Origin of the sequence: Streptomyces sp. 2A115 (assembly GCF_052245575.1) — a bacterium.
Lineage (GTDB): Bacteria > Actinomycetota > Actinomycetes > Streptomycetales > Streptomycetaceae > Streptomyces.
Genome location: NZ_JBQQCG010000013.1, coordinates 144,217 through 160,118, shown reverse-complemented (window position 1 = coordinate 160,118; position 15,902 = coordinate 144,217). Strand labels below are relative to the sequence as shown.

11 protein-coding genes are annotated in these 15,902 nt (G+C 70.9%); 3 read left to right on the top strand and 8 right to left on the bottom strand.

Annotated elements, in window-relative coordinates; all coding sequences use genetic code 11:
• Positions 1-274 precede the first annotated feature (274 nt).
• Positions 275-1,816 carry a tryptophan halogenase family protein gene (locus ACTWQR_RS14565; RefSeq protein ID WP_443227462.1) on the top strand — a complete coding sequence of 514 codons (1,542 nt, stop codon included), beginning with the start codon at positions 275-277 and terminating at the stop codon, positions 1,814-1,816.
• 572 nt (positions 1,817-2,388) lie between these two features.
• Here ACTWQR_RS14565 and ACTWQR_RS14560 read toward each other — a convergent pair.
• A complete protein-coding gene (locus ACTWQR_RS14560) occupies positions 2,389-2,547 on the bottom strand; it encodes a hypothetical protein (RefSeq protein ID WP_443227447.1) in 159 nt (52 codons plus the stop codon).
• 268 nt (positions 2,548-2,815) lie between these two features.
• On the opposite strand from ACTWQR_RS14560, the gene ACTWQR_RS14555 reads away from it, so the two are divergent.
• Together ACTWQR_RS14555 and ACTWQR_RS14550 are read left to right on the top strand one after the other, a co-directional pair.
• Positions 2,816-3,019 carry a hypothetical protein gene (locus ACTWQR_RS14555; RefSeq protein WP_443227446.1) on the top strand — a complete coding sequence of 68 codons (204 nt, stop codon included), beginning with the start codon at positions 2,816-2,818 and terminating at the stop codon, positions 3,017-3,019.
• Positions 3,019-4,311, top strand: coding sequence for a cation:proton antiporter (locus tag ACTWQR_RS14550; protein ID WP_443227445.1), 1,293 nt, complete (start codon positions 3,019-3,021; stop codon positions 4,309-4,311). Before ACTWQR_RS14555 ends, ACTWQR_RS14550 begins: the two co-directional genes overlap by 1 nt.
• A gap of 8 nt (positions 4,312-4,319) precedes the next feature.
• Here the strand turns inward: ACTWQR_RS14550 and ACTWQR_RS14545 are convergent, their stop codons facing one another.
• The 7 genes from ACTWQR_RS14545 to ACTWQR_RS14515 form a co-directional block, all read right to left on the bottom strand.
• A complete protein-coding gene (locus tag ACTWQR_RS14545) occupies positions 4,320-4,550 on the bottom strand; it encodes a hypothetical protein (protein WP_443227444.1) in 231 nt (76 codons plus the stop codon).
• A 65-nt stretch (positions 4,551-4,615) separates the two neighbouring features.
• The gene (locus tag ACTWQR_RS14540) at positions 4,616-5,494 is read right to left on the bottom strand and encodes a 3-hydroxyacyl-CoA dehydrogenase family protein (protein ID WP_443227443.1); all 879 of its coding nucleotides are present in this window, start codon (positions 5,492-5,494) and stop codon (positions 4,616-4,618) included.
• Positions 5,495-5,520: 26 nt separating this feature from the next.
• Entirely contained in the window at positions 5,521-6,540 is a 1,020-nt protein-coding gene (locus ACTWQR_RS14535; RefSeq protein WP_443227442.1) for an HAD-IIIC family phosphatase, read from the bottom strand.
• Positions 6,537-7,661 carry an acyl-CoA dehydrogenase family protein gene (locus ACTWQR_RS14530; RefSeq protein ID WP_443227441.1) on the bottom strand — a complete coding sequence of 375 codons (1,125 nt, stop codon included), beginning with the start codon at positions 7,659-7,661 and terminating at the stop codon, positions 6,537-6,539. The genes ACTWQR_RS14535 and ACTWQR_RS14530 overlap by 4 nt, the downstream gene beginning before the upstream one ends.
• A complete protein-coding gene (locus ACTWQR_RS14525; RefSeq protein WP_443227440.1) occupies positions 7,661-7,924 on the bottom strand; it encodes an acyl carrier protein in 264 nt (87 codons plus the stop codon). The genes ACTWQR_RS14530 and ACTWQR_RS14525 overlap by 1 nt, the downstream gene beginning before the upstream one ends.
• Positions 7,925-7,962: 38 nt before the next feature.
• The gene (locus ACTWQR_RS14520) at positions 7,963-8,967 is read right to left on the bottom strand and encodes a 3-oxoacyl-ACP synthase (RefSeq protein WP_443227439.1); all 1,005 of its coding nucleotides are present in this window, start codon (positions 8,965-8,967) and stop codon (positions 7,963-7,965) included.
• A 1-nt stretch (position 8,968) separates the two neighbouring features.
• Complete coding sequence (locus tag ACTWQR_RS14515) at positions 8,969-15,892, bottom strand: amino acid adenylation domain-containing protein (protein WP_443227438.1); 6,924 nt, start codon at positions 15,890-15,892, stop codon at positions 8,969-8,971.
• Positions 15,893-15,902 lie beyond the last annotated feature (10 nt).

The following is a 15,902-nucleotide window of genomic DNA, read 5'->3' as shown; positions in this document are numbered from 1 at the left end:
CCTCAGAAAAAGGCGGTTCTCGCCATCTGGCGATCAAACGAAGTCGGGCGTGACGGGGGAATTTGGCCGGGTGGCCTTGATGGCGCACTCGGCTCGTGCGGCCAAATGGACATAGGTCCAAGTGGTGGGCGCGTGATGCACCGTCACCTCAGCTGACCGCAGCTGAACAGCTATAACGAACCGGCGCCGCATGACGGTGCAGAAAGGGTGAGCAGTCGTGGAGGATCATCGCATCAAGCGGGTCGTCGTCCTCGGTGGCGGTACGGCCGGGTGGATGGCCGCCTCGTACCTCGGCAAGGCGCTCAATCCGGACGTGTCCATCACGGTGCTGGAGGCGCCGCAGGTGGGCCGCATCGGCGTCGGCGAGGCGACGGTGCCGAACCTGCACAAGACGTTCTTCGACTTCCTCGGCTTCACCGAGGAAGAGTGGATGCGCGAGTGCAATGCCAGCTTCAAGATGGGCATCAAGTTCACCAACTGGCGCACCCCGGGCGCCGGTGAGGCCGCCCCGCGCGCAATGGGTGACGGGACGGACCACTTCTACCACCTGTTCGGCCTGCTGGCGAACTCGGACAACCTGCCGATCTCGCACCACTGGACGCACAAGAAGCTGACCGGCCAGACCGACGAACCGTTCGACTACGCGTGCTACCGCGAACCTCCGCTCATGGACCAGAATCTGTCGCCGCGGTTCATGGACGGCACCAAGTGGACCAACTACGCATGGCACTTCGACGCGAACCTGGTCGCCGACTTCCTGTGCCGGTTCGCCGTGCAGAAGCAGGGTGCGATCCACATCCAGGACAAGATGACCGGTGCCGAAGTGGACGAGCGGGGCTTCATCACCTCCGTGAAGACCGAGACCGGGCGGGTCATCGAAGGCGATCTGTTCATCGACTGCTCGGGCTTCCGCGCGCTGCTGATCAACGGCGTGATGCGTGAACCGTTCCTGGACATGAGCGACCACCTGCTCAACGACAGCGCGGTCGCCACCGCCGTCCAGCACGACGACGAGGCCGAGGGCGTCGAGCCGTACACCGGCGCGATCGCCATGTCGTCGGGCTGGACGTGGAAGATCCCCATGCTGGGCCGGTTCGGCACCGGGTACGTGTTCTCCAGCCGCTTCCAGTCTCGTGACGACGCCACCCTCGAGTTCTGCAAGATGTGGGGCCTCGACCCGGAGACCCAGCCGCTGAACCAGATAAAGTTCCGGGTCGGCCGCAACCGCCGCGCGTGGGTGCGCAACTGCGTCAGCATCGGGCTGGCGTCGTGCTTCCTGGAGCCGCTCGAGTCCACCGGCATCTACTTCACCTACGCGGCGCTCTACCAGCTGGCGAAGCACTTCCCGGACAAGCGGTTCGACCCGATCCTGCAGCGCAGGTTCAACGCCGAGATCGAGACGATGTTCGACGACACCCGGGACTTCCTGCAGGCCCACTTCAGCTTCGCGCCGCGCAACGACACGGCGTTCTGGCGGGCCTGCAAGGAGCTCGAGCTGGCCGACGACATCAAGGAGAAGTTCGCCATGTACCAGGCGGGTCTCCCGGTGAACATGCCGATCACCGACGAGGCCACCTACTACGGCAACTTCGACGCCGAGTTCCGCAACTTCTGGAACAACAGCAACTACTACTGCATCTTCGCCGGCCTGAACCAGCTGCCGGAGCATTCGCTGCCGATGCTCGCGGCGCGGCCGGACATGATGGACCGCTCCCAGCCGGTGTTCGAGGGGATCAAGGCCAAGCAGAAGGAACTGGCCGCGAGCCTCCCGTCCACCTACGACTACCTGCGCAAACTCCACGGCAAGACCAGCTGACATGGAGGGCCTGGGTGTCAAGTGGGCATGCGGATGCCGACTCGATGCGCGGGCATCAGCCCCAGTCGTGGTGGTGTGTGAGCCGGCGGGAGAGCGGGTGTGGTGAGGCGTGTCGGTCGAGGCGCGGCCAGACCGACATGCGCGGGTCCGGTACCGCATGACCGGTTGCACGTGGGGAGTGTTCCGCGGGTTCAGGGTCAGGCGTGGCCACGTCCGCGGTGCAGGTGACTGTTCACGGCTGTGCCGCGGATCCTCCTCGCGCTGCCGGTCCAGCGCCGGTCTCCCGCCGACTGGTTGTGGGTCGGCCGGGGTCAGGACGGCTCGTCCATGACAGTGAGGCCCCGGCACCATCCGGCCGGTTGGCGGGCGACGGCCATGCGGCGATGGCGGGCCGTTGGCCGCGGGTGTCGAATCCGTTCCCGCCGGAAGCGGTGCCGGGCGGGGTCGCGCGTCGGATGTCGTGCCTGACGATGCAGGGTTCCACGGGCCCGGGAACGCGCAGGCCTCCCCTGGATGCTTGGCCGAGCGGTCCGCCCTGGTCGGGTGCGGCAGGTGCAGCAGGCGGCAGATATTCAGACGGCTTCGACGATCTCGTCCGCCCACGGCCGGTCGTGGAGAATCATCAACCGGCGGCTGCACCGCCCGCGCACCAGCACGGCCGGCACATGCGGCATGCGGCATGCGGCATGCGCACCATCTTCGGTGTCGCTTTCGCCAACGCTCTGTCGCATGCCAGGAGTTTGACCTCAGTCCCGTACTACATCGGGGGACCGCCGCCACCAGGCCGAGGGCATCGAGGGTCCGCGTAGCCGCTCCAAGGCCCGAAGAGGTCGCCGAACGCGAGCTGAATCCGCTGCGCGACGACATCGATGTCCGGCACATCGCATCCGGGCACGGTAGGCACCGGGCACGGTAGGCATCCGCGCCTGGGCACCGGTTGGCCCCGCTCCACCCAGCGACCGGCTCGACCCCTCGAAAGACTGCCTGAAGGGATGTCCCATGTCCGAGATTCGGCACTACGACGCTGTTGTGGTCCACGGCGGGCCGGGAGGTTCGGGGACCACCTCACTGTCGGCCGAGCGAGGTCGCCAGGTGCTGGTGCCGGAACGCGAGCGCTTTCCGCGTTACCGCACCGGGGAGTCCATGATCACCGGCGTGATTCCCATGATGATCCTGGCTGTCCTCGAGCGCGAGGACGGCTGATGCACAGTCCGGCTTCCCAGTCCGAACTGACGCTGGCGACCGCGATGGCGGCTGTCGCGTTCATCCTCGTCCTCGGCACCCTTCTAGGCGCCGCGGCGCGACGGCTGCGGCAGCCCGCGGTGATCGGAGAGATCATCGCGGGCATCGCCCTGGGCCCGAGCCTGCTCGGGCAACTCCCCGGTGACCTCACCGACAAGCTGTTCCCGGCCGAGGTGCGGCCGATGCTCCACGCGATCGCGCAGGTCGGACTACTGTTGTTCATGTTCATGATCGGCTGGGAGTTCGAGAAGAGCCTGCTGCGCAATCGGCGGACGGCCGCGGCGGCGGTCTCACTCTCGTCCGTGGCGCTGTCCTTCGGGCTCGGCGTCTGTCTTGCCCTCGCGATCCACTCGCGCCACGCGCCGGACGGCCGGACGTCTTCCAGCACCGCGCTCGCCCTGTTCATGGGCGCCGCGATGTCGGTCACCGCCTTCCCCGTGCTCGCGCGCATCCTGACGGACAGCAAGCTGATGCGAACGCCGGTCGGAGCGCTGGCCCTCGCCGGCGCGGCGATCGATGACGTGCTCGCCTGGTGCATCCTCGCGGTCGTGTCGGCGACGGTGACCGCGAGCGGCACCACCGATCTGCTCCAGATCGCCGGGCTTTCCGTTGCCTACGTGGCGCTGATGTTCACGGTGGTCCGGCCCGCACTGGCGATACTGGTGCGCCGGCTCACGAAGCGACGTGCTCTGGCGCACCTGCTGGTGTTGCTGGCCGGCGGCGCGCTGCTGTCCGCCTACGTCACGACGTGGATCGGCATCCATGCGATCTTCGGCGCATTCCTTTTCGGACTCGTCATGCCGCGGGAGCCGGCCGATCTGCTGCGGGTGCATGTACGCAGGCCACTGGACATGATCAGCTCGCTGCTGATGCCGGCGTTCTTCATCGTCACCGGGCTCGCTGTGGACATCGGCGGACTCTCCGCCGCGAACTACCTGGAACTCGCCGCGATCATCGCGGTGGCCTGCGTGGGCAAGCTGCTCGGCGCCGGGCTCGCGGCCCGTGCGTGTGGCATGGGATGGCGGCCGGCCAGTACCCTCGCGCTCCTGATGAACACCCGGGGCCTCACCGAGTTGATCATTCTCAACGTCGGTGTCAGTCTCGGCATCCTGGACACATCGCTGTTCACCATGATGGTGATCATGGCGCTGGTCACCACCGCCATGGCCGGACCGCTGCTGCCGCGGAATGAGGATGCCTGGGAGATGAAGCCCACGCCCGCTCGTGTCGAACCGGTCGACGCACGCGGCTGAGACCTGTCTCAGGAGTGGCGCCGCGTCAGTGCGTAGACCCGCGGGACGAGTTCTGTGATCGCACGGCGGACGAGCGACGGGACGCGGTACTCGAGTCCCGTCGCCGCGCTACTTTTCACCTTCCGCCCGTATCGCCGCCGGGGCATCACCAACTCCAGGAACCGCAGTTCAAGGATTCCGGCGACCTGGTCCGGAGCGAGGAAGCCCGTGCGGGCCGTCGCGGCCCGCGGCGAAGCCACTGATGAACCCAGCTCCGCGCCCCCTTGGGGCAAAGTCCCGATGCTGGGTACGCAGGATCCGCCGATCAACGTTGGTGAAGTCCGCGCCCCCCGCTCTTGCGGCCCAGATGTCCCTCCCGGACAAGCCGCGTGAGCAGCGCGCACGGCTCGAAACGGTCGTCGCCCGTGAACTCGCGCAGCACATCAAGGGTGTCGACGATCGTGTCCAGGCCGATCAGGTCCGCGGTCCGCAACGGGCCCATCGGATGACCGAGGCAGTCCTGGAAGACAGCGTCGATGGTCGCGGCATCGGCCGTGCCCTGCTGCAGCACCGTGGCCGCCTCATTGACGGTCAGCATCAGCACCCGGTTGGAGACAAAGCCCGGCCCGTCCGAGACCACCAGGCCCTTCTTGCCCATCCTGGAGAGGAGTTGGGTGGCCTCGTGCAGCGTCGCCTCGGACGTCTGGTCCGTACGGATCACCTCCACCGCCTCCTTGAGCGGCGCGGGATTCATGAAGTGCATCCCCAGCACACGGTCCGGGCGCCGGGTACGGGCCGCGAGATGACCGATCGGAATCGCCGAGGTGCAGGACGCGAACACCGCGTCCGGCGCACAGTGCTCTTCCAGCAGCCGGAACGTCTCCTCCTTGACCGGCACCCGCTCCGGGCCGGCTTCGATCACAAACGAGGCCGTACCGAGGTCCGCCCACCGGTCCGTCCAACGGACGTCCTCCACTATCTCGTCCGGCTTGCGGCGGGCCCGCCGCAGCAGACCCGCGAGCCGGGCACCGTCGCGCAGCCGTCCGGGCCCCGACTCCCGCGCGCCCTCATCCGGTTCGAGCACCACGACCCGGCTGCCCGCGTCCGCGAGACACTGTGCGATACCGCATCCCATGGTGCCGCCGCCGACCACCCCGGTCAGCCTCTCCTGCTGCCCCTGCAACCCCTGCTGCTCGTACTGCATGGCTCCTCCTCCGCTGAGGCTCCGACTCAGAGCGTGACGACCCGCACATGCCCCGTCCGTACGGACGGCTCGTTCCGCAGCTCCAGCAGCAGCCGGTCTCCGGCCCGGTCCACCACCTCGAAACCGGCGAAGCGCAGGGTGACCAGCATGATCCGGTTCACGCTGGTCGGCACGAACTCGGCCCTCGGGCGACGGCCCGCCGCCAGGGCGCGCCGCACCAGGTGGTCGAGCAACACCGCGCCGGCTCCCCGCGACGTCACCCGGCAGGACATCAGCAACAGTTTCAGGACGCTCTCCGTCGCACCGATCTCGCTGATCGCCAGCCCGATGGTGCCGTACGGGCCGAACCGGTCGGTGAGGCTCGCGACCAGCACCTCGTGGTCGCCGGAGGCGCAGAGCCTGCGCAGCTCCACCATGTCGGCGGTCCAGCCGGTGGTGTTGAGCTGGTGCGTGCGTACCGTCAGTTCGTGGGCCCTGGCCAGGTCGTCGGGGGTGGCCGGGCGGAGGGTCAGGACCATGTCGAGGGAGGCGAGGAAATCCGTCGCGGGGCCCGAGTGGTCGTCCTCCGCGGCACGCCGCTCGGCCTCGACGCGGTACATCGTCCGCCGCTGCCGGGACTCGGCGGTGACGAACTCCGGCTGGAACTCCCCGTACTCCGGAAGCTGCCCCGCCTGCTCGGCCGGATAGCAGCGGACCATGGGCAGCGCCGCGGCGACTTCGGCGCGCTCAACGGGGTCGTTGTCCACGAAGGCGAGGGTGTCGAGGCCGATGCCCAGGGTCTCGGCGATACGGCGGACGGCCGCGCTCTTGGTACCCCAGCCCACCTCCAGCACGGTGAACAGGTCGTCCAGGCCGTGCCGTTGGAGATGCGCGGCCGCGACCTCGTACTCGCCGCGGCTGGCGACGGCGTGCAGGATGCCGCGCTTGTCGAGCACGGTCAAAGTCTCGACGGCGACGGGTACGGGCATGGGGTCGTCGCCCTCCAGGACCACGCCGTCCCACAGGGTGTCGTCCAGGTCCCACACCAGGCACTTGACGGTACTCACTCGCGAGGGCCCCCTTCTCCCGCTTCTCCGGCCGCGCGGCGCAGCAGATGCTCGGCGATGTGCAGTTCGGACACCTCGTCGGAACCCTCGATGATCCGCATCACCTGTGCGTCCCGGAAGAACCGTCCGGCCCTGCTGTCCGGCGCACACCCCGCCGAGCCCATCAGCTGCACGGCCTGCCGACTCACCGAGGCGGCGGCACCGGCCGCCGCGTACTTGGCCATCACGGTCCGGGAGATCGCTTCGGGATCCCCCTCCCGCCGCAGCCGCGCGGCGACCCGGCACAGCTCGCGCGCCGCCTCGGTGTCCACGGCGGCGCGGGCCAGCCCTGAGCGAACCAACTGGTGCTCGGCCAGGGCCACCCCGGCCTGGGTCCTGGCCACGGCGTGCGCGGTGGCGTCGGCGAGGCACGCCTCGGCCATGCCGAGGCACCCCCAGCCGACGGTGAACCGTCCGTGGTCCAGCGCCGTCCCCGCCACATGCGAAAGGCCGAAGCCCGCGGGTGCCAACAGATGGCCCCTCGGCACCCGCACCGCGTCGAACCGTACGTGCGCGATACGGGCCGCCCGCATGCCCAGTTGGCCGCTCACCGGCTCCCGCGTCACCCCGGGCCTGTCGGCCTCGACGAGGACCGTGGCTGGACGACCGTCCAGCCGGCCGAGGACCAGATAGACGGTCGCGAGCTCGCCGAAGGTGATCCACCGCTTGATTCCGGTGACCGTGAGCGAATCGCGCTCCGCGCTGATCCGCGTCCCGACGGCCGTCAGATCGCTGCCCGCCTCCAGTTCCGTAGCGGCGAACCCGGCGAGCTGGTCCCCGGCGGCGAGCCGCGGCAGCCACTGCGCGCGCTGCGCCGCGTTACCCCAGCGGGCCAGCGCGGCAGCGACCATGCCCTGCACCGTCACCAGACCGCGCAGCGCGCTGCATACGGAGCCGAGCCGCGCGCACAGTTCGCCGAGCTCCAGCGGGGTGGCTCCGCGGCCGCCGTAGCGCTCGGGCACATCGAGGCCGAGCAGCCCGGCCGCGGCCATGTCCCGCACGGTCCGCTCCGGCAGCGCGCCGCGCAGGTCCCAGGCCGCGGCCTCGTCCCGCAGTGCCGCGAGGTCCAGCAGCGTCCGCATCAGGCCGCCGTCTTGCGCAGCACGAAGTCGGTGAGCCGGCTGACCGTACGGAAGTGGTCCAGATCCAGATCCTCGACACCGACCTCCAGGCCGAACCGCCGCTCTACGAAAGTGACCAGCTCCAGCGCGAAGAGCGAGTTGACCAGGCCCAGGGCGAAGTAGTCGTCGTCGGGTCCGACGTGCTGCCCGGCCCCGGCCGTGAGGAACGCCGTCAGCTCGCCGCTCACCTCGCCCACCGCCGGCTGACCAGTCTCCGTGCCCATCCGTTCTCCTCCCTACGGTTCCGTGTCCCTGCGTGTCCCTACAGGTAGTGCGGCGTGCCGCCGCCGTCTCCGTGCTCGACCAGCAGCAGGCTCCAGGCCGCCACCGGGCTGACGTTGAGCAGCACCGCGCGCCGCCCCTCGTCCAGCGCGCCCGACTCGATGGCCGACATCAGGTTCAGCAGCACATCGTTGGGGCCGAGATGGCCGTAGCGGCGCAGATTGGCGGCGCACACGCCGGCCAGCTCGACGCCGAGCGTCTCCTCGGTGAAGCGGAAGGAGCCCAGCGACAGGTTCTGGCTGAGGTGGCAGCCGACGTCGGCGGGGCGCATGCCGTTTCGGTCGAGCAGCGCGCGGTGCAGGTCGCGCAGCTGGTTGCGGGTCTCGATGGCCAGTTTGAAGGAGTAGCTGTGGATGTCGGCGCAGTCCTCGCGCCAGTCGACGGAGGGGCGGTCACGGTAGTCGACTGTGAAGAGGTTCCAGTAGTCCCCGTTGGTGCGCTGGGCCACGTCGAGCAGCCGGAGCGGTCCGCGCCGGGACACCAGTACGGCCTGGCCGCCGTCGCCGCTCACGGTGACCGGGTGGCGGTAGCGGCGCGGCGTGGCGGGCTTGCTGCCGTGGGCGATGAGGACGTTGTCGAGCGTGTCGTCGGCGGCCAGCAGGCCTCGTGCGGCCAGCAGCGCCGGGCCGATCGATGCGCAGCCCAGGCCGCCCACGGAGAAGGTCACCGCGCGGCGGGCTCCGAGAAGGGTCTGCAGCCGGGTGGCCTCCGAGCTCATCAGAGTCTCGGGCGAGCGCGCGTCGATGACGATCAGCGCGTCGAGCTCGTGAGGGCTGAGACCCGCGTCGGCCAGGGCGCGCGAGGCGGCACCGGCCGCGAGCTCGGTGGCCGACAGGTCGTCGGCGCGGATCTCGTCGATGCCGAGCCGGAGACAGGTCTCCGCCTCGGCGGCGGGCAGCTCGTCCAGCTCCGGCAGGTCCGGGACCTTCAGCGTCCGTTCCGGCAGGTAGTGGGCCACGGCCCGCAGGGCTACGCTCGCGGTCACTTCACCCGTCCCGCTGTACGCCGGGCTGTACGGTCTGCACGCCGCTCAGCTCGCCGAACGCCTCGGCGAGGTGGTCGGCGAACGCTGCGACACTGGCGGCGTCGAAGCGCCCGTTGTGGACCACCGTGATCTCCAGGACGCTGTCCACGACCGCCGTGACGACCACGATCGGCTGGACCTCCAGTAGCGTCCGCTGCCGGGCGGGAAGCGGCGCCTGCCTGATCCGAACGGCCCCGTCACCGACCTTGATGGCGTGGACGCCGCCGACCTTGTGCTCCACGAGCACCATTGGCTCCGTCAGCTCCCGCAGCCGTGCGACCGCGGCGGTCCGCGGGCTCAGCGTGCGCAGGATGCCGAAGCCGACGCCGTCGTGCGGGACGGCGCGCAGCGCGTCGACGACGCCGGGCAGCGCGTCGGGGACGCGGGCGCCCGGCTCCACGGGGAGCAGCGCCGGGAAGGAGTTCGTGAACCAGCCCAGGGACCTGGACCGGTCCGACGGCCGGTACTGGTTCGGCGAGCCGTGGCCGACGGTGGACAGATAGGCGTATGGCTGGCCGCGCCACCGGGCCCATGCGCAGGCGACGGCGGCCAGCGCCGCCTCCCGGCTCTCCGGGCCCGAGACGGTGAGCGGGGCCGCGAACTCGTCGGCGGGCACCCGCCGGTAAATGACGCCGGGCTCGGCGGACGACTCCGTCTCCGGTAGGGCGTTCCCCTCCTGGCCCGCGCGGAGCACGCTCTCCCAGTAGGTGAGCTCGCCCGCGAGCTGGTCGGACTGGGCCATGGTCTGCAGCCGCTGGGCCCATGCGCGCCAGGCGGGCGGGCGGGTCTCGCGGCGCGGCGCGCCGGTGGCCGCGATGTCCGCCAGGGCCCCGTTGAGGTCCTCCAGCAGGGGGACGGTCGAGATCTCGTCGTAGGCGAAGTGGTGCACCACGAGCAGCAGTACGCCGGGGTGGTGCGGGCCCCGGCTGTAGAACTTGGCCTGGAGCAGCGGGCCGCGCGCGAGGTCCAGCTTGTCGATCAACTTGTCCATGTCGGCCTGCAGCAGGGCCAGTTCGTCCTCCGGGCCCATCGGCGGCAGCACGGTGGTCTCCAGCAGCTCGGCGTGCTCCGCCGGAGCGCACTCCGCGCGCCAGCCGAGGCCGTTGTGCAGGAAGCGGTACCGCAACGGCTCCTGCAGCGCTACGAGATGGGCCAGCGCCGTACGGACGGCCTCGGCCGCCACGCCGGGCGCGACCTCCAGGACCTCGACCGTGACGAAGTCCGTGGGCGCCTCGTCCCTGGCGTCCAGCATGCGGTGGATCAGGGGGGTGAGGGGAACAGGGCCGGAGGGGGCGGGGTCGTGCGGGGCAGTGTTCGTCGGGGCCCCGAGCTGTGCGCTGCCCGCCCCCAGGCCCTCCGCGCCCGCGTTCCCCGCCCCCGCACTCGCATTTGCCGCCTGGGCGAGGCCGCGCAGCGTCGGGTGGCGGAGCACGTCTTGGGGCGTGACCGAGACGCCGGCGCGGGCAGCCCTCGCGGCGACCCCCACGCTGAGGACGGAATCGCCGCCGATCTGGAAGAAGTTCTCATCCGGCCCGATGCCGTCGCGGCTGAGCAGCTCGGACCAAACCCGGGCCAGCACCCGCTCGGTCTCGGTCAAGGACAGGGCACGGGCAGGGAGTTCGGCAGGCGGCATGGTCGGCTCCTGGGATTCCTGGCTCAGGCTGCGGCGGTCTAGCTTGTTGCCGCCGGCGGTCTTGGGCAGGGCGGTGTGCGGAACGACTCGCGCGGGGACCATGTGCGGCGGCAGCCGCTCGGCCACGGCGGCGAGCAGCTCGGCCTCGCCCGGCGGCGCTTCCCCCGCGATATGGGCGACCAGCCGCAGCGAGCCGGACTCCTGTCGCTCGGACACGACGAGGGCCTCGCGCACACCCGTCTGCGCCACCAGGGCCCGTTCGATCTCGGCGGGTTCGATACGGAATCCGCGCAGGGAGATCTGGTCGTCGGCGCGGCCGTGCACGGCGAGGGTGCCGTCCGGCCTCCGGCTGGCCAGATCGCCGGTGCGGTACATCCGCGAGCCCGGCGCGCCGAACGGGTCGGCCACGAAGCGGGCCGCGGTGACTCCTGGCCGCCGGTGGTAGCCGCGCCCCACGGACGCGCCCGCGATATAGAGCTCGCCGGTGTCCGCCGGGCGGCCGCGCTCGTCGAGTACATAGGCGTCGGAGCCCGCGATCGGTCGGCCGATGTCCGGGGCCGTACTGCCCGATGCCGAGACTCGGGACCAGGTGCACAGGACGGTGCACTCGGTCGGCCCGTAGAGGTTCAGCAGCTCGAACGGCAGCTGCGCGGGCGGCCGTACGCGCAGCTGGTCCCCGCCGGTCCCCAGGGTGCGCAGCGCGAGTCCGGGGACGGGGGTGTACTCGGCGAGCAGCAGTTCCACCCTCGGCGTGGGCAGCATGAGCACGTTGATCCGGTGCTCCGCCAGCCAGCTCAGCAGCCGCGCGGGGGTCTGGTTCTCCGGGACGAAGTGGAGGGTGGCGCCGTGGTAGAGGGCGCCGAGGATTTCCATGACGGCCGCGTCGTATCCGGCGGCCGAGGACTGCGCCACCCGGTCCGAGGCGGACACCCGCAGCTGGTCTCCGTACCAGCGCAGCAGGTTGATGAGGCCGCGGTGCTCGATCTCGCAGCCGTGGGGCCGGCCCGTCGAGCCAGAGGTGTACGCGATGTATGCCAATCCCTCGGCGATCTCCGGCGAGGCGTTCGGGGCGTTTCCGCCCCAGTCCGGCAGTACGGTCACGGTGTCGCCCTCGACCAGTACCGGGGCCCGCAGTTCGGACAGGATCGTGGCCCTCCGTGTCTCGGGGGCCGAGGGGTCGAGGCAGACGAAGGCCGCGCCGAGGGCGTGTGCGGCGAGCCAGCCCACGGCCAGGTCCGGGCCGCGGGGTGTGCACACCGGGATCAGCCGTCCCGCGCCGGCTTGCCGCAGCCGCCTCGCGAGTTCCTCGGCGCGACCGATGAGCTCGCCGTAGGAGATGTGTGTCCCCGCGTCCACCAGGGCGGTCCGCTCGGGGGTGCGCTCGGCATGCCGTCTGATGACCTCCCACACTGGGACCGAGTGCGTCGTGGGAGCTGCGCCCCGTCGAGGCGCGGCCTTGCTGATCGGGCTGTCCGGGTCTGCCAGCGCTGCCCCGATGATGTCCTGGTGGAGTCGGCAGAGTTCGCGCATGGTGGACTCCTCGAACAGGTCGACCGCGTACTCCAGATAGCCGCGCATCGGCTCGTCGTCCTGGTCGCTGATACCGAGCGTCAGGTCGACCTTGGCGGTGCCGGGGGCGATGCCGTCGGTGCTGTCCTCGTCGAGGGGCGCGACCGTGACGCCCTCCAGTTCCGCCGGGTGGGTCGCGGTGTTCTGGTGCGAATAGGCCACGGTGAACAGCGGGTGCCGGGACGCGTCGCGCGGCGGCTTCAGCGCGGCCACGATGTCCGCGAACGGCACCTCCTCGTGGTCCAGCACCCCGGCGACGGTGGCTTTGCAGCGCCGGACCAGCTCGCGGAACGTCATCCCGCCGTGGACCCTCGTACGCAACGGCACCGCGTTGTTGAAGTAGCCGATCAGCTCGTGGGTCGCCGGGTTGAGCCGCCCGGAGGTGGCAGAGCCGACCACGACGTCCTCGTGGCCCGCCCACAGATGCAGCAGCGCGTCCATGACGGCCAGCATGGTGACGAAGGTCGTCACCCCCTCACGACGGCTGAACTCCCGTATGCCCTGGGTGTGTTCGGTGCTCAGCGTGAATTTGATCAGCGCCCCGGCGTGGGACTCCACCTCGGGGCGCGGCCGGTCCAGCGGCAGTTCGCGCGGGCGGAGTCCCGCGAGCTGCGCGCGCCAGAACTCCAGGCCGCGCTCCCGCATCCCGGAGTCCAGCCGGGTCCGCTGCCAGGCCGCGAAGTCGGCGTACTGCACGGGCAGTTCAGGCAGGCCGGGGGCCCGTCCGGCCAAGCGTGCGGCGTAGAACTCGGCCATGTCGCGGAAGAAGATCCGGGGCACCCAGCCGTCGAAGATGCTGTGGTGCCAGGTGCACAGCAGCAGATGGTCCTCGTCCGACACAGCGAAGAGGACGGCCCGCACCAGCGGGCCGCGCGCCAGGTCGAACGGCGTGGTCGCCTCCGCCTCCGCCAGCTCCCGCAGCCGCTCCTCCGGGTCCGCCACCCCGCTCAGGTCCACCACCTTCAGCTCCGGTTCCGGCACGTCGGCGTACACCCGGGGCACGCCGTCGGCGTCGGCGGCGATTCGACTGCGCATCACCTCGTGCCGCCGCGCCAGGTCGGCGATCGCGCCGCCCAGGGCCGTACGGTCCAGAGGGCCGTGCAGGCGCAGATCGAGGGGGATGTTGTAGAGGGGGGTGCCCGGGGCGAGCTGGTCGAGGTACCACAGCTGCTCCTGGCCCACGGACGGGGGCAGCGGGCTTTCGGGCTCGCGCGGCAGCGGCGCAATCACCCAGTCCGCGTTCGAGTCGACGGCGCCGCGCCGCCCTCCGATCAGGGCCGCCAACTCGCGCACCGTACGGTGCTCGTAGAGGTCGGTGAAGGTCAGCTTGACGGCGAATCTGCGCTCGACCTCGCGGAGGAGGCTGATGCCGGCTATGGAGGTGCCGCCCAGCGCGAAGTAGTCCGCGTCGGCCTGGACGTCCGGGGCCTTGAGCATGCGCTGCCACATTTCCGCGATGGCCTGCTCGATGTCCGGGTTGTCGGGTGCGTGGTGGCTGGTCGCGCCCCGCGGCGAAGCCGCTGTTGAACACTGTCCCGCGCCCTCGCGGGGCGCTTCCTTCGGGCCGTACCAGCAGGGGACGGGCTCGAACGGGTAGGTCGGGGCCTCGATGCGGCGGACGTCGGCGGCCGCGTGGTGCGCGCGCCAGTCGAAGGTCGCGCCCAGTTCGTACAGCCTCGCCATCGCGCCGAGGACCCCGCTGCCCGTGCCGTCGTCCGTCAGCAGCCGTACGAGCGGCAGCGACGGCTCCTCGGCCGCTGTCGCCCGCGACAGGGCTCCGTCCGCGCCCATCTCCAGCAGCACCGCGCCCTCGGCGAGGAAGCCGCGCACCGCGCGTCGCAGGCCCTCCTGGTCGACCTCGGCGGTCGGGGGCGCGTCGGCGGCCAGCCGGACCGCCTCGTCCTCGCTGATCCGGTCCCGGAGCAGCCGCACCACCAGGTTCCCCGGACCGGAGCCGACCATCCGGGGGCTCCTCAGGCCGAGCCCGCTGACCAGCCCGTGCAGCGCCCGGTGCCGGAGGAGTTGCCCCGCGAGCCCGGGGTCGAGCGAGGGGAACTCGGAGCAGAGCCGGCTCCAGGTCGCGTCGTCGAACTCCGTGTCGCCGGAAAACAGAAGTACCACCGGGACCTCGGGGGCGACGGGCCGATCCGGCAGTACGGCCGTGCGCAGGGCCTCGGCCAGTTCGCGGGTGTCGTGCGCGGTGCGCGCCCAGCGGAACGGGTGGTCGTCCCGGCCGGTGTTCAGCGCGAACGCGACCTCCGGCAGGCGGTGTTCGGTGTGCTCCAGGAACTCCGTGAGACGTGCGGCGTAGCGGCCGAGCGCGGCGGGGGTCTTCGCGGAGAGGGTGACCAGGTGCGGTGCGCCGCTGGATGTTTCCGTACTCGGCACGGGCTGCGGCGCCTCCTCGATGACGGCGTGCACATTGGTTCCCGTCAGCCCGAACGAGCTCAGCCCGGCCCGTCGGGGCCCCTCCTCCGGCGCCGGCCATGGCGCCGTCTCCGTCCGTACGTTCAGTTGGTCCGCGAACTCGATCAGCGGGTTCGGCGTGCTGAAGTGGACGGTCGGATAGAGCGCCGCGTGGCGCAGCGCGGCCAGGATCTTGAACAGCCCGGCCATCCCCGCCGCGTGGTCCAGATGCCCGAAGTTGCTTTTCACGGAACCGATCTCGAGCGGCGCACCGGGCCGCCCGCCGCTCGCCGCGAGGGCCTGGCGCAGCCCGTCCGCCTCGATGACGTCGCCGAGGGGGGTGCCGGAGCCGTGGCACTCGACACAGCCCGCCGTGCCGGGGTCGGCCCCGGCGTCCCGCCACGCCTCGGCGATGACGGCGGCCTGGGCGCTCGCGCTGGGGGCGCTCATGCTGGTGGCCCCGGCGCCGTTGTGGTTGACGGCGACGCCGCGCAGCACGGCGTGGATGTGGTCCCCGTCGGCGAGCGCCTCGGACAGCCGCTTGAGGACTACGTAGCCGCCGCCCTCCCCGAGCGTGGTGCCGTCGGCCTTCGCGTCGAACGGGCGGCACACGCCCTCCTGCGAGAACATGCCGAGCAGCGGGTCATGGGCCTGCTTGGGCCGCAGCACCGACTCGACCCTGAGCCCGCCGGAGACCGCGAGGTCGCACTGACCCTCGCGCAGCTTCTCAACAGCCAGCGTCAGCGCGCTCAGACTGCCGCTGCACGCGGTGTCGACGACCAGCGCGGGCCCCGCGAAGTCGAAGAGATACGAGATACGGGCGGCCAGCGCGGCCGGTATCGAGCCGAGGATCTGCTGGGGGTCGTCCTCCGCGTACAGCCGCGCGTATGACGGCTCCGGCGCGCTGACGATCACGGCGGTGCGGGAGCCGCGCAACGTGGCGGGGGCGTAGCAGGCGTTCTCCAGCGCCTGGTGCACCAGCTGCAGGGTCAGCCGCTGGTGGGGGTCCATCAGTTCGGCCTCGCCCAGCGAGATACCGAAGAAGGCGTGGTCGAACAGGTCCACCCGGTCCAGATACCCCAGGTCCTCGTAGTCGGTCCCCGGGCGGCCGCCCGCGTACTGGATCCGGTCGGCGTCCGGCGCCCGAACGCTGTCCCGGCCCGTGGCGAGGTTGCCGTGCAGCCGGTCCAGCGTGTCCGCTTCCGGCAGCGCGAACGCGGTCCCGATGATCGCGACAGCTTCTCGGCTCCCGCGGTTGTCCCGGCCCTCTCGGCCCATCCGATGCCCC